This window comes from Actinomadura rudentiformis (assembly GCF_008923185.1).
Taxonomy (GTDB): Bacteria; Actinomycetota; Actinomycetes; order Streptosporangiales; family Streptosporangiaceae; genus Spirillospora; species Spirillospora rudentiformis.
The window spans coordinates 129,514-143,869 of sequence record NZ_WBMT01000031.1; the positions used below are offsets into that span (position 1 = coordinate 129,514).

The window sequence follows — 14,356 nt, forward strand, 5'->3', positions numbered from 1 at the left end:
TCACGCCCGCCGCCCATGCGGCGACCACGCGCCCCCCGTACCCGGCGTTCGGCGGACCTACCGCTGATCGGCAGTCAAATCAGGCAAAGGACCGTAAACGAGGCTGTGGCCCTCCTTCGGGAGACCACCGCCCTGGCCGTCAGCGTTTCAGTGCACGGGCGAGCCAGGCGAGGCCCACGGCACCGCTCGCCGCGGCCAGCGTCCGCCGGTGCCGCATCAGCCACAGCTGATGGCTACGGGGATGGGCGTCCTCATCGAACGACCCGTGCGCGCCGAAGTCGTGCGCTCCGCTCCGGTCGGCGGGTTCCCAGAGGTTGGTGGGCCGGCCGGGCTCCTGGCGTTCACCGGTCTGCTGGGATCGGAAGCCGGTGCGCGCCAGATAGCGGTCGACGAGGGCGGGGGCGAACTTGTTGGCGAGCAGGGTGACGACGGTGCTGCCACCGACCCAGTACTCCCGCCGCCCAGGATGTTCGGCGGCGTGCACCAGGGCGCGCGCCGCCACCTCCGGCTGATAGATCGGCGGCACCGGCTGCGCCCGTTCGGGGAGCCGCGACAGCACCCAGTCGAACTGCGGGGTGTTGACCGCCGGCATGTGCACGATCGTCGTCTTCACCCCGCTCCCGGCGTGGAGCAGCTCCGTCCGCAGCGACTCGTGGAAGCCCTGCACCGCGTGCTTGGCGCCGCAGTAGGCCGACTGGAGCGGGATGCCGCGCTTGGCCAGCGCCGAACCGGTCTGGACGATCACTCCGCGATCCCGCGAGAGCATCAGGTCCAGCGCGACCCGTGTCCCGTGGACGAAGCCCAGGTAGGTCACCTCGGTCACCCGCCGGAACTCGGCGGGCTCGATCTCGGTGAACGGCGCGAACACCGAGCTGAACGCCACGTTCACCCAGACGTCCACCGGTCCCAGCTTCTCCTCGGCGCGCCGCCCGGCCTGCCGGACGGCGTCGAAGTCGGCCACGTCCACCGGCAGCACCAGCGCCTCGCCACCGGCGGCCGTGACATCCTCGGCCGCCGCCCGCAGCCCCGCCTCACCGCGCGCCAGCAGCGCCACCTTCGCCCCGCGCGACGCGAACTCCCGCGCCGCCGCCCGCCCGATGCCACCACTGGCACCAGTGATCACAACGACACGACCGTTCATGCTCCCGGCCCGATCCACCAGAACCACCCCCTCGGCTGCATGCGGCCCTACCCAGTTGGCATCGAACATGCAGCCGTTCGCGGCTTTGGCGTCACCGCCCGAGTACGGATGGTTGACTGAGGAACCATGGCGGTGCCGAACACCAGCAGTGGCCGTCGGCGGCCTCGCAAGGACGGAGACCGGCGGGACCGATACCCGCTGCTCGCCGAATGGGTCGTGGCTGACCGCCGCGACCCCGGCCTGGGCCATCGCGCTGCGGCGTGGGTGGATGACTACCTTCGCCATCGCCAGGGCGGCCCCACCTGGTATGCCCTCGCAGAGTACGTCCAGCCTGACCTGGCCCTGATTCCTGATGCCGCCCGCCGGTGGTACGCCAGCCAGCTCGTCAATCGCCTCATGGACCAGGGCTGGCTCGCCGACGGCACCGGCACCGGCCCGCTGGCACCGGGCCCACGCTTCACGGCCTCGCACCAGCCTCCGGCCGAACACACCGAACATGACCAGCCGCAGTGGACTCCCGGCCGCCTGTTCTAAAGCACGGGCCCGGTCAGCGGGGAGCCAGGTCAGCGGGGAGGAGTCGCGCTGTCCGTGTTCTGCTTCTTGGAGACGATCAGGCTGGTCGTGGTGGTGATCGCGAGGACGAGGACGATGAAGCCGAGGGAGACCGGGACGCTGATCTCCGGAACGTGGACCCCGGACTCGTGCAGGGCGTGCAGCACCAGCTTGACACCGATGAAGCCCAGGATGATGGACAGCCCGTAGGACAGGTGGACCAGCCTGCTCAGCAGCCCGCCGATGAGGAAGTACAGCTGGCGCAGGCCCATCAGTGCGAAGGCGTTGGCGGTGAAGACGATGTACGGGTCCTCGGTCAGGCCGTAGATCGCCGGGATGGAGTCGAGGGCGAACAGCACGTCGGTGGAGCCGATCGCCAGCATGACGACCATCATCGGGGTCATCACCCGCTTGCCGTTCTCCAGGACGAACAGCTTGGTGCCGTGGTAGCGGTCGGCCACGCCGAAGCGGCGCTCGACCGCCTTGAGCAGTTTGTTCTCCTGGTAGTCCTCGTGGTGTTCCTCGTGCCGGGCGTCCTGGACGAGCTTCCACGCGGTCCAGATCAGGAAGGCGCCGAAGATGTAGAAGACCCAGGAGAACGTCGAGATGATCGCTGCGCCGGCGGCGATGAACCCCGCGCGCATGACCAGCGCCATGAGAACGCCGATCATCAGCACGCGCGCCTGGTACTGGGACGGCACCGCGAACTTCGCCATGATCAGAACGAACACGAACAGGTTGTCCACGCTGAGCGACTTCTCGGTGATGAACCCCGCGAAGAACTCGCCGGCCGGCTGCCCTCCCTCGAGGAACAGCAGGCCGAGCCCGAAGGCGACGGCCAGGGCGACCCAGATGGCCGACCAGATGCCGGCTTCCTTGATCGACACGTCGTGCGGCTTGCGCCCGATGGCGAAATCAATGGCGATGAGGACGCACAACGCAGCGACCGTCAGTGCCCAGGCGCCAAAAGATACGTTCACTGTTCCTCCGGAGGCGGGTGGGGACAATACTGCCACCACGTGGAACCGCCGCCTCACCAGCCCCTTGGAACGATCCACGTGCTCATGGAACGAGGTCTTCGTTGAACCGTGTGCGGCGCTCGGACGTACAGACCAGTGTTGCTCATGTGTCTCGGTTACCCCGGCCGAGCCGGACACCCCCGGAGAACGCCCTGACTATCCAGCTGAAGCCGATCGAGAAGGTCGCAGACCCCGGTGACGACGGCGCACCGGACGCTCCCCGCACTCCCGGCCGCCTGCGCGTCGCCGTCAGCTGGACGCTCACGGCGCTCGCCGGCGCACTCGTGTTGTTCATCCTGCTCACGCCGATCACGATCAAGCACATCACGCCGGGGGCGTTCGTGCGCGTCCCGGTGGAGGCGATCGCCGGTGCGGGGCTGCTGCTCGTCCTGCGGGGGCGTGCGCGGAAGGTCGCCGCGACGCTGGCCGGTCTGGGCCTGGGCCTGCTGTTGATCTTCAAGATCGTTGACATGGGGTTCCACGAGACGCTGGCCCGCCCGTTCGACCCCGTGCTCGACTGGCCGTTCCTCAGGGCCGGCATGGAGTTCGCCACCAGCACGTTCGGCATGGCCGGCGGGATCGGTGTGATCATCCTGTTCGTCCTGCTGCTCGCCGGCGTGCTGGTCCTCACGACGTTGTCAGTGCGGCGGCTGACCCGCACGTTCGTCGAGCACCGGAAGGCGACGACGGTGTCGGTCGCCGTGGCCGGGACCGCGTGGATCGCCTGCGCCGCGCTCGGCGCGCAGCTCGTCCCCGGCGTGCACGTCGCCGGAATGGGCGCGACCAAGCTGGCGATGAAGCGTGCCTCCAAGGTGCACGACAGCCTGCTGGACGACAGTACGTTCGGCAAGGCAGTTCGTGTCGACGCCTTCCGCGCCACTCCGGGCGATCAGCTCCTGAGGGGCCTGCGCGGCAAGGACGTCATGTTCACGTTCGTCGAGAGCTACGGCCGGACCGTGGCCGAGACGCCTGAGATCCGTGCGCTGGGCGACTCCGCCACGCGCAGGCTCCGTACGGCGGGGTTCGAATCCCGCAGCGCCTTTCTCACGTCCCCCACGGCCGGCGGAGGAAGCTGGCTGGCCCATGCCACGCTGCTCTCCGGCGTATGGGTCAACAATCAGCAGCGCTACAAGAAGCTGGTGTCCGGCGATCGCCTGACTCTCAATCGCGCTTTCCAGCGCGCGGGCTGGCGCAGCGTCGGTGTCATGCCGGGTGTGATGAGGGCTTGGCCAGAGGCCAAGTACTTCGGCTACAACCAGGTGTACGCGTCATGGAACCTGGGATATCGCGGGCCGCGCTTCGGCTGGTCTCCCATGCCCGACCAGTACACCCTGGCGCAGTTCCAGCGCCTGGAACACGGTAAGAAGGGGCACCCACCGTTGATGGCCGAGATTCCCCTGGGCTCCAGCCACGCGCCCTGGGCGCCCATCCCGAAGATGCTCGGATGGGACGAGCTCGGCGACGGCTCCAGCTACAACGCCATTCATGCGGCAAGTCAAAGCAAGGAGGACGTGTGGAAGAGCCCTGACCGGCTCCGCACCGAATACCGGCGTTCCATCGAGTACTCCCTTGAGAGCCTCATCTCCTACGTCGAGAAATACGGCGACGACAAAACGGTGCTGGTCTTCCTCGGCGATCACCAGCCCATTCCGATCGCGACGGGCGGAGCCACGACCCGGGATGTGCCGATCACCATCGTCTCCCGGGACAGGAAGGTGCTGGACCGCGTCTCCTCCGCCATGAAATGGCAGGACGCCTTCGTGCCCGGCGCCGGAGCACCGGTCTGGCCCATGAGCTCCTTCCGCGACCGGTTCCTGAACGCGTTCGCACAGTAGTCCCGGGTCTTACTTCGCCCAGGTGACCGGGAGTTCCCGCAGGCCGCGGACCGCCAGGCCGTCCTTCCAGCGCAGTTCCTCCTTGGGAACGGCCAGGCGCAGGTCCGGGAAGCGCGCCAGCAGCGCGCCGAACGTGACCTGCAGTTCGAGCCGCGCGAGGTGGGCGCCCAGGCAGTGGTGGATGCCGTGCCCGAAGGCCAGGTGCGGGTTTTCCGGCCGGTCGAAGTTCAGGGTGTCGCCGTTGGCGAAGACGCTCTCGTCGCGGCTGGCCACGGTCCGGGCCACCACCACGGTGTCGCCCTTCCTGATGCGCACGCCGCTCAGCTCCACGTCGGCGGTGGCGACCCGTGGCAGGCCGGGCGTCGCGCCCAGGGGGAGCAGTCGCAGCAGTTCCTCGAGGGCGGCGGGGACCAGGTCCGGCTCGGCGACGAGCCGTTCCCAGTGGTGTCGCTGATCGAGCAACGTGTAGGTGAAGTTGGCGATCTGGCTCGCCGTGGTCTCGAAGCCGGCGACCAGCAGCGTCGTGGCCAGGCTGAGCAGTTCCGCCGACGACAGCCCGTCCCCGTCGGCGGGTAGCTTCGCCAGGGCCGACAGCAGGTCCCCGGCGGGGTCGGTGCGCCGCTGTGCGATCAGCTCGCCGAGGTAGGCGTCCAGTTGTGCGGCGGCCTCGGCCATCTGTTCGGGCGTGTGGGCGGAGACCGAGAGCCGGGCGGCCGACCATTCGGTGAACCGGTCACGGTCATCGGCCGGAACGCCGAGCAGTTCACAGATCACCGTCACCGGCAGCGGAAGCGCGAGGTGCTCGACCAGATCGGCCGGGGCACCGTGCGCCGCCATGTCGTCCAGCAGCCCGGCCGCGATCTGCTCGATGCGAGGCCGCATCTGCTGCACTCTCCGATGCGTGAACGCGGACAGCGCGATGCGCCGGACCCGGGTGTGCTCGGGCGGGTCCATATCGGCGATCGAGAGCGCCTTTCCCCTGGCCCCGAAGGGCAGGCCGCCGGCTTGTGCCCGGCTGAACACCGGGTCGGCGAACACCCGGCGGGCGTCCTCCCAGCGAGTCACCAGCCAGGCGTCCACGCCGTTGCGCAGGCGGATCTTGGAGACGGGACGGTTCTCGCGCAGCCAGCCGTAGTGGGGGTCGAGGTCCAGTCGGTCGACCGTGAACTCGTGCTCGGTTTCCATACCCAGATCATGGGCACCGCCGGGACGCCGCCGTCACCCCTGCGGGCCGTATCCGGCCATCCGGGTTGGAGCCATGTTGGGGCCACGTTGGAGCCACGTTGAAGTACGTGTGGGGCTTGAGGCCCACGATGTGGAGCCAGGCGCTTTCGGGAATTTCACGGCGCGTATGTCGGCGGGGAGTACGAAGGGGCCGTTGTCAAAGCGCGCGTCACCGGGGGAGTTTCCGTCGCCTAATCGACTTCCTGGTGAACGCAGGATGACTTGAGCCGGTGGTCCGAGGATGGAAAAGCCGGCGCCGCGGACGTGAATCTCCGAGGCCGGATTGCAGGCTGGTCAGGTGGGCCTCCGCAGTTCGTTGACCACCGGAGTGGAACCACTGGGTGGCTCGGCCCACGCGGCCGCCGGCATGGAGCGCCCTTCCGCGCTGTCCGGTCGTGCCGAGCGCCAGCGATTGAGGACCCGAAACGTCACCTCTGCCCTGGCCACGATGGTTGACGATCTTGCTAGGGTGGCAATCTGCCCAGACTCCCCGCGTGGTGGAAAATTTGCCACATCATTCGTCCGAAGAGGGCAGGTTAATTGGACCTCTCGTCCACCCGAGGTTGTTGAAATTTGCTCGGCTTGGTGGCAAGATCTCTCCCTGCCGGGAATCTGAGAGTTATTCGCGTTGGGGCTGCAATGTGCGAATTTCACGTCGATCAGACTGGCCTGCGGAGCGCGGTAAACGATGACCAGGTCCTCTCTTTGTGGAGGGATGAGTCATGACGGCGTCCGTGGTCGGCCAGATAATCATCGTGCTTCTGGCAATTGTTCCGGGTCTTCATTATGACCAGCTGAGGAGCAGAGCCGCAGGTCCGCGCCCCGTGTCCGCTCTGAATCCGTGCCGCGTGATCCTGGCGGGCGTGCTCATCACGACCGCGACCCTGGTCTTCCTCGGACTGCTCGGTTTGTTCGGCTCCCAGACACTCACCTTTCCGCTCGACAAGGCCGAGGGTTCGGGTGGCTGGGAGAATCCAGAAGAGTTCGCATGGACGATCGTGTCCTTTCTCGCGTTGTCGCTCACGGCGGCGTCACTTGCCGATGCGCTGCTTTCGCGCCTGGAGGCAGAGTCGGCTTCCTCCCAGGGAAGGGCCCGCTCGCGCGCCACGGGAGTCCGTGCACACGTCGATGAGGACGTCGAGCTCGAGGTCCGGCTCAACAGCGGCGACACCTACCGGGGCCTGGTCGCCGGCGTGGCGCCCACCCATGGCCCCCGCAGTTCCTACCTCACCCTGAGGGCCCCGATATTCGAGCTGGACGGTCATGGCAGGCCGCTGCCTCTGGACGCGTTGCACGGAGACCAGCTCGTGCTCTCGACCGAATCGATCATGAGTGTCCTGGTGCGTACGGTCGACCAGAAGCAGGACACGATCCGGTCGCAGCTCCACTCCGGTCAGCCGCGGCACTCGATGGCCCGGCCGAGGGTGACGAGGAGGCCCAGAGCGGCCGTGCGGCGATGCTATGAGAACCGTCGCGACCTGCACTTCCTCTCCCAGCTGCTGTTGCTGGAGATCACGCTCCTCGGATTCGTCGCCCTGCTCTCCGGGTCGTCCTCCACCTGACGGCGAAGAACGCCCCGGGTGCGGCGCCGGGCGGCGGAGGCTTCCCGGGTCAGGCTTGATTGATCGAGTCCTCGGCCGGTATCGGTGAACGCTCGGCCGTGAAGACGTGCACGTAGGGGGAGTGGGGACGTACTGATCCGTCGGCGGCCGCGCGCGCCAGGGCGAGCGCGCCGTCCGCAGAGGTCCCGTGCGGCTGGACGAAGCGGGCGGCGGGCAGCATCATCCGGATCGTGTCCTGGAAGGGCTCCATGAGGAGGCCGGCCGCCTCGAAGAGCCGGCCGCCCCAGGAGAAGAGCGGATCGAGCCCCGACGCGGCGGCCACCGCGGTCTGCCCGAGCTGGCGCCCCGCCTCGTTCCAGATCTGCCGGGCGACCGGATCCCCGGCGCGCGCCGCCTCGGCGACCAGAGGGGTGAACGACGCGAGCAGGTGGGCCGCCGAGTCCGACTCGTGAACGAGCGCCACCAGATCCAGGGGGTGGCCGAAGCGCGCGGTCATGTGGTCACGCAGGGCGGGCGACCCGCCGACCCGGCCGTCGTGCGCCCGCAGGGCGGCGTGCAGGCCCTGCATGCCGATCCAGGCACCGCCGCCGTGGTCACCGAGCAGATACCCCCATCCGTCGGACTGGTTCCAGGTGCCGCCGAGGTCGGTGCCGAGCGTGATGACACCGGTGCCCGCGGCCACGACCACTCCCTGCCGGAATCCGAGCGCACCGACGTGCGTGGTCACCGCGTCACCGGCGACGACGAGCGTGTCCAGGCCGAAACGGTCCCGGAGGCCGCGCCACAGCGTGGCCGGGTCCATGACCAGGCCGGGCAGCCCCGTGATGCCGATCGCCATGCTCGTGAAACGACCGGCGCCGGGAGCCGCCTTCTCGATGACGGCGGCGATCTGCGGCGCGAGCCGTTCGAGGTCGACCCTGCCTTTGTCCCGAGGCACGGGCATGGCGTTCTCCCCGTGCGTGATCGTGCCCGCGTACTCCGCGCGCACTCTGATCCCTCCGCCGCCGACGTCGACCCCAACGAGGCCGGCGTGATCAGGAGGATTGGCGGGGCCGGTCAGGCCGGTCTGGCTCATCGGTCACGCCCGTCCAGCGCGGCCGCTGCCGCGCGGACGCCCGGGTGATCGTGGAGCGCGCTCTTCGCCTGCTCGGGGGAGCAGCCGGTGAGCAGCCGCAGGAGCGCCTCCGGGACATGCCCGTCGGCCTCGGCGAGCGCCGTGGCGCAGGTCGCCGCGTCGAGGCCGGTCGCGTCGGCGAGCAGGCGCAGCGCGCGGTCATCGAGCTTGGCGTTGGTGGCGACGAGGCCGACCATGAGGTTGCCGTACGTGTGGCCGGCCTTGATCATGAGCGCGGTCGAGAACGCGTTCAGGATCACTTTGGTCGCGGTGCCCGCCTTGAGCCGGGTCGAGCCGGTCAGTGCCTCCGGCCCGGTGTCGGCGACGACGCTGATCTGGGCGAGCTCGCGCAACGGCGCCCCCGGGTTGCAGGTGACCAGCACCGTGAGCGCACCGGCGGCCCCGGCCGTGCGGAGCGCGCCGGCGACGTACGGAGTCGTGCCGGACGCGGTGATCCCGACCGCCACGCTGCCGGCGTTGAGGCCCTCGGCGTCGGCGGCGCCCATCGCCTCGGAGTCCTCGCGGTCGATGGAGGAGTCGGCGACGGCGGCCGACCCGCCGGCGAAGTGCGCGGTGAACAGGCCGCGCGGCGCACCGAAGGTCGGAGTGATCTCTGTGGCGTCCAGCACCGCCAGCCGCCCTGACGCACCGGCGCCGAAGTAGTGCACGGTCCCGCCCCGGCCGAGCCGGAGATGCGCTTCGTCCACGGCCTGCGCGAGCGGGCCGGCCGCCGCGCGGACCGCCTCGACCGCATGGGCGTCCTCGTCGACCAGAAGGCGGAGGACGTCGCGGGATCCCAGCGTGTCGATGTCGGTGGTGCGTGGGTTCCGGTGCTCCGTCGGTGGAAGCGCCTGTGTCATCGTGCTCCTCGTCGATCGTGGTCGGACGGACGGATGGGCGAGCCCGCCTGGCCCGCGTACGCGGTGACCGCATAGGCGGTGACCAGGCGGCGCGACTCCGTCGTGAGGTCGCCCAGGTCTGGCGGCGCCGGCGCCGGTCCCTCCCGCAGGAAGACCTCGGTGCGGTCGCGGAGCCGTTCCTGGAGTTCAGCCTCGTGGTCGCCGCCGGGTGTGGCGAGGGCGGCGCCGAGCCCGCGCGCCCACAACTCCCAGCGGTCGCGGTAGTACCCGCCCACGAGCCCGGCCCAGTGCCGTCCGGCGTAGTCGTCGAGCAGGGGACTGGCCGTCGGGCCCCAGGCCGTGATGATGCGGCGGGCGTTCTCCACCAGGACGTCGCGGTCGGCCGCGTTCGTGGCCCACGACAACGCCTTCGACTCCCAGCGCTGGAAGGTGTACTCGCGCCGCGCGGCCAGCATCCGTTCCAGATCGTCGAAGACGCGCAGAAACCGGCCGGCCTCCGGCGGCGCAGTCCGTTCCACGGCCTGCTCGATGACGTCGAGGTAGAGCCGGTCGGCGACCCTGGCCATGAACGCGATGCCCACCTCGGCGAGGTCGTGGCCGAGTGGCCCGTCCACGAGGTCTCGGTGGTGCTCCGCCACCTCGACCATGCGTTCCCATGCCTCCGCCAGCACGGCCGGCCGGTACCAGAGGGCCTGGTCGACCTCGGCCCGCAACTCCGCGACGGCGCCGGGCATCCGCGCGTACGAGGGCTTGGCAGTGATGACGCCGTTGAACTGCTCGGGAAAGATCCGCAGGCCGCGGGCATCGTAGATGCTCTCCACGAGCCCCCGCCAGGCGACTTGCAACGGTGCGGTCCACGCCCCCGGCCCGCCGTAGCGCCGGGTCACGAAGGCGTCGAGCCACGCGTCGACATCGGTGACCGGGTTCCATATCTGGTCGGTCACGAGCTCGAAGAAGACGGGGTTGTTGCGGGTGGCCTCCATGGCCAGGCCGAGCCCGGTGGGCGGGTCGGGCGCCGCCAGCGCGGCCTCGACCGCGGCCGGCACGCCACGAAGATCGGCGACCGGGTCGGTGCGCCCGCCGAAGTTGAGCAGCGCACACCAGAGCCACGGCTTTCCGGCGAACTGGTCGAGGCGCTCCCACTGCGGATCGTGCTCCGCCCACAGATCAGCCACGAGCATCCGGTCGCCGGGGATCGAGCCGAGAAAGGTGGTGACGCGCTCGTCGGTCCAGAAGCCGCGCTGGTAGGAGAACGGCCAGGCCTGCATGACCCAGGCCGCGTCCGGGTCGGCGGCGCGCAGCCCGTTGAGCGTCGCCGCCGCCACGGCTCCCGGGAAGGCCGGGTCGGCGTCGACCGGGATCATCTCGATGAACGGATCGGCGGCGTAGAGGTGATCGGTGCCGAAGAGCGCGATCTGGGCGCTGGTGATCTCGGCGCCGATCCGCACGTACAGCGGATCGGCCGGGTCCAGGACCCAGGTCTCGAACCCCTGCCAGTCGCGGCGCCCTGCCCGCGCCGATGACGCGATCTCACGCGGGACGTGCCCGGTGAAGGCCGGGAGCACGGGCGTCATGCCGAGGGCGCGTTCGCGGTCGAGGATGCGGGCGCCCAGCTCGCGGTGGCTCTCGATCCAGGACGAGGGGAGCGGGCCGGCAAAGCCGTCCAGGCAGCCCATGAACTGGAACGGCAGGTAGCCGGGCCCGCCGAGGAAGTCGCGGATCGCCTCATCGTCGAGGCCGAGGGCGGAGTAGGCGGCCCGCAGGACGGCCTCATGGCCGGTGATGGCGAGCGGCATGGTGATGCCGTGCAGGGCCATCCAGTCGATCTCGCGTTCCCAGTCGGACCAGTCCCAGTACGGCATGGTGTAGCTGAACGTACAGAAGTTGAGGTAGTAGCCCTCTTTGACCCGTGCCGAGCCCCGCCGCAGCGGGCTTTCCGGGAACGACGTCAGCGGCAACGGCAGCACGGTGTCCCAGTCAACGGACAGACCACACCGCTCCCGCAGGTAGTGATGGAGTCCGACGGACGCGCTCACCCCGTCCGTGGCGGCGACGGTGAGCACGCCGCCGCCCGCCTCGTACTCATAGCGGCGGTCCGCTTGGCAACGACGGTGCACTCCGCCGCGGCGGCCGGTGCCGTCGCGAACGTCCGTGCCGCCGAGTGCGACGAGCCGGAGCGACCCCGCGACGGGCCCGAGCACGCGCCGGGCGAGCCCGTGGACGGCACCCGCCCATGGCGGTGGCTGTTCACCGCTGCCGGACGTCATCGCAGGTCACACCCCTTGGCGAATTAGTTCCGTACGGTCCATAATTAATATGCTAGCGTACCGGCCACGGCACGGGTGGTCGACGTCAGGGAGGCGGGCTCATGGAGGATCTGGTCGCCGCCGGCACGCAGTTCATGCGGGAGGTCAACGCCGCCGCGATCCTGCGGAGGCTGCGGACCGAGAGCAACATGAGCGTGTCCGCGCTGGCCAAGGCCGTGGGTCTGTCCCGGCAGGCGGTCACCCGTTCCCTCAACGCGCTGGTCGAGGAGGGCCTGGTCGAGTTCGGCTCCCTGGACCGCGACTCCACCCGGGCGGGGCGGCCCGCGCAGCTCGTCCGGTTCCGGGCGGAGGCGGGCTACGTGCTCGGCCTCTCCATCAGCCCGCAGGACCTGCGCGTCGCGGTCGCCGATCTCGCCGGGACGGTCGCCGCCACCGACGTGGTGCAGCTCGGCGCCGGAGTGGGCGGCGCGGAGGCGGTGGAGGCGCTGCTGGTCACGGCCGGTCGCACGCTGGCCTCCGCCGGCGTCGCGGCCGGCGACGTGTGGTTCGCCTCGGTGGGAACGCCCGGCATAGTCGACCCGGAAGCCGGGATCGTCAAGCTCATCCCGAGCATGCCGGGCCTGGCGGGCGACATCCTCGTCCGCCGCCTGAAGGACGTGCTCAGCTGCCCGATCTACCTCGACAACGACGTCAAACTCGCCACCCAGGGCGAGCGGTGGCGGGGCACCGAGCGGCGCGAGGACTCCCTGGTGATGGTCCACTGGGGCGAACGCGTCGGCGCCGGGATCGTGCTGAACGGCGAGCTGTACCGCGGGGCTTCCAACGACGCGGGCGACGTCGGCTTCCTGGACCTGTTCTGCGACGACCAAGGCGGCCAAGGCGACCAAGGGACGGGCCCCACCGCGGTGCCCGCGCCGCGCCATCCGCACGGGCTCGGCCCGTTCGAGCAACGGGTCGGTGGCGAGGAGATCGTCCGCCTGGCCGTCGCGGCCGCGGAACGCGATGACGACACCGCGTTCCGGGCACGGATCGACGCCGCGGGGGAGCGCGGGTTCGACGCCGTGCTGGACGCCGTCGCCGCCGGCACGCCCGCCGCACTGGCGGCGATCGACGTGGTCGCGCGGCGCTTCGCCAAGGGCGTCAGCGTCATCCGGGCGATCCTCAACCCGCGGCTGGTGGTCATCGGCGGCCCGATGGCCCGGTGCGGCGATCCGCTGCTCGCCGCGGTCCGCGGCCACCTGTCCGGCGAGCCGCTCGACCAGCCCGCGCTGGAGGTCTCGGCGCTCCAGGACGACGCCGTCGTCCACGGCGCGCTGCGCCACTCACTGGACGAGATCGAACGCACCAAGTTCGGCCTGCACCGCTGATCCCCCGATCGGCCGGCACCGGTATCCCGACGAAGGAGAACATCCATGCGTATGACGGCACCAGCCCGCCGCCGAGCGGCGTTCGTCGCGCTCGGCGCCGCGTCGGCGCTCGCCCTGACGGCCTGCGCGGGCAGCAGCAGCCCGGACGCGGGGGCGACGAAGAACATCGACGTGTCGACGACCGTTCCCAGCGAGCCGGTGACGCTCACCATGGCCTACACCGACGACCCGCCGACCAAGGCGCTCATCGCGGGCTTCACCAAGAAGCACCCGAACGTCACGATCAAGCCCCAGCAGACGCAGTTCAAGGACTACGTCAAGTCCATCAAGCTGTCCATGTCGTCGGGTGCGCCGCCGGACATCGCCCAGTACAACCCCGGTGCTATGAACTCCCTCGTTCCGGCCGGCCTGGTGTTGAACCTGGACCAGTGGGCCAAGGCTTACGGCTGGGACACCAAGTTCCCCAAGTCGAGCCTGGAAGTCCTCAGCTCCGACAAGACGGCCAAGCAGTTCGGCACTGGCAGCCTGTACGCCACACCTGGCGCGATGTCCGTGCTGGGCGTGTTCTACAACAAGTCGCTCCTGGCCAAGGCGGGCGTCAAGGAACCACCTCGGACGTTGCCCGAGTTCGAGACCGCGATGCAGAAGGCCAAGGCCGCCGGTCAGGCTCCGTTGAGCGTCGGAGGGCTCGAGGTCGGCGGCTTCCAGGTCTGGAACGCGCTGCTCAACGTCACCGGCGACGTCTCCGCCTACCGTTCCTGGGTGTACGGCCAGCCCAAGGCCACGATCGAGACCCCGGACGCGCGGAAGGCCACCCAGACCCTGATCGACTGGGTGAAGAAGGGGTACATCCCGCCGTCGTCGAACGCCACGGCCGACACCGACGCGCAGGCCGACTTCGCCAACGGCAAGAACACCTTCATCATCACGGGCAACTGGACCGCCGCGATGATGGAGTCCAAGCTGAAGGACAACGTCGGCTTCTTCCTCCTGCCCTCGGCGGCGGGCGGGGCGCCCTCGGTCGCCTCGGGCGCGAGCGTCGCCTACGCCATCTCCTCCAAGACCAAGCACCCGAACGTGGCCGCCGCGTTCCTCGACTACCTCAGCTCGCCCGAAGCGGCGAAGATCCAGTTCGAGACCGGGTTCATGCCCGTCGACCCCAAGGCCGACGTCGGCGCCACGGGCCTGCGCGGGGAGATCGCCGCCGCGTTCGGGCCCGTGTCCCAGAAGAACGGGATCGTCCCGTTCCCCGACTTCGCCTCCCCGGGCATGATCGACAAGCTGACGCCGGGCGTCCAGGGCCTGATCAGCAGCAAGATGACCACCGACGACTTCCTGAGCTCCCTGCAGAAGTCGTGGGACGGACACCATGGCTCATGAGGTGACGGCTCATGGTGTGACCGCGGCGGACTCCC

General features: G+C 69.7%; 11 protein-coding genes. 5 read left to right on the plus strand and 6 right to left on the minus strand.

What is annotated here, in order from left to right; genetic code table 11:
- Positions 1 to 139: 139 nt before the first annotated feature.
- Positions 140 to 1,141: an SDR family oxidoreductase gene (locus F8566_RS46040; RefSeq protein WP_151570130.1), complete on the minus strand. Its 1,002-nt coding sequence runs from the start codon at positions 1,139 to 1,141 to the stop codon at positions 140 to 142.
- 126 nt (positions 1,142 to 1,267) lie between these two features.
- On the opposite strand from F8566_RS46040, the gene F8566_RS46045 reads away from it, so the two are divergent.
- Positions 1,268 to 1,675, plus strand: a complete 408-nt coding sequence (locus tag F8566_RS46045; RefSeq protein ID WP_151570132.1) for a hypothetical protein — start codon at positions 1,268 to 1,270, stop codon at positions 1,673 to 1,675.
- Positions 1,676 to 1,704: 29 nt separating this feature from the next.
- On the opposite strand, the gene F8566_RS46050 is transcribed toward F8566_RS46045, so the two are convergent.
- Positions 1,705 to 2,673 carry a TerC family protein gene (locus F8566_RS46050; RefSeq protein WP_151570134.1) on the minus strand — a complete coding sequence of 323 codons (969 nt, stop codon included), beginning with the start codon at positions 2,671 to 2,673 and terminating at the stop codon, positions 1,705 to 1,707.
- A 146-nt stretch (positions 2,674 to 2,819) separates the two neighbouring features.
- On the opposite strand from F8566_RS46050, the gene F8566_RS46055 reads away from it, so the two are divergent.
- Positions 2,820 to 4,547 (plus strand): alkaline phosphatase family protein, encoded by a 1,728-nt coding sequence (locus F8566_RS46055; protein WP_225994137.1) that lies wholly within the window; start codon positions 2,820 to 2,822, stop codon positions 4,545 to 4,547.
- A gap of 9 nt (positions 4,548 to 4,556) precedes the next feature.
- On the opposite strand, the gene F8566_RS46060 is transcribed toward F8566_RS46055, so the two are convergent.
- Positions 4,557 to 5,732, minus strand: coding sequence for a cytochrome P450 (locus F8566_RS46060; RefSeq protein ID WP_151570136.1), 1,176 nt, complete (start codon positions 5,730 to 5,732; stop codon positions 4,557 to 4,559).
- Positions 5,733 to 6,493: 761 nt separating this feature from the next.
- Here F8566_RS46060 and F8566_RS46065 point away from each other — a divergent pair.
- A complete protein-coding gene (locus F8566_RS46065) occupies positions 6,494 to 7,333 on the plus strand; it encodes a DUF6338 family protein (protein WP_225994138.1) in 840 nt (279 codons plus the stop codon).
- A 49-nt stretch (positions 7,334 to 7,382) separates the two neighbouring features.
- Here the strand turns inward: F8566_RS46065 and F8566_RS46070 are convergent, their stop codons facing one another.
- Genes F8566_RS46070 through F8566_RS46080 form a run of 3 tightly spaced genes read right to left on the minus strand, consistent with a single transcriptional unit; the run spans position 7,383 to position 11,574 of the window.
- The gene (locus tag F8566_RS46070) at positions 7,383 to 8,408 is read right to left on the minus strand and encodes an N-acetylglucosamine kinase (protein WP_151570140.1); all 1,026 of its coding nucleotides are present in this window, start codon (positions 8,406 to 8,408) and stop codon (positions 7,383 to 7,385) included.
- The gene (locus tag F8566_RS46075) at positions 8,405 to 9,307 is read right to left on the minus strand and encodes an N-acetylmuramic acid 6-phosphate etherase (protein ID WP_151570142.1); all 903 of its coding nucleotides are present in this window, start codon (positions 9,305 to 9,307) and stop codon (positions 8,405 to 8,407) included. The genes F8566_RS46070 and F8566_RS46075 overlap by 4 nt, the downstream gene beginning before the upstream one ends.
- Positions 9,304 to 11,574, minus strand: a complete 2,271-nt coding sequence (locus F8566_RS46080) for an alpha-N-acetylglucosaminidase (protein WP_151570144.1) — start codon at positions 11,572 to 11,574, stop codon at positions 9,304 to 9,306. Before F8566_RS46080 ends, F8566_RS46075 begins: the two co-directional genes overlap by 4 nt.
- A 101-nt stretch (positions 11,575 to 11,675) precedes the next feature.
- Between F8566_RS46080 and F8566_RS46085 the strand changes: the two genes are divergently transcribed.
- A complete protein-coding gene (locus tag F8566_RS46085) occupies positions 11,676 to 12,941 on the plus strand; it encodes an ROK family transcriptional regulator (protein ID WP_151570146.1) in 1,266 nt (421 codons plus the stop codon).
- Positions 12,942 to 12,986: 45 nt separating this feature from the next.
- Complete coding sequence (locus tag F8566_RS46090) at positions 12,987 to 14,321, plus strand: ABC transporter substrate-binding protein (RefSeq protein ID WP_151570148.1); 1,335 nt, start codon at positions 12,987 to 12,989, stop codon at positions 14,319 to 14,321.
- The last annotated feature ends 35 nt before the right edge of the window (positions 14,322 to 14,356 follow it).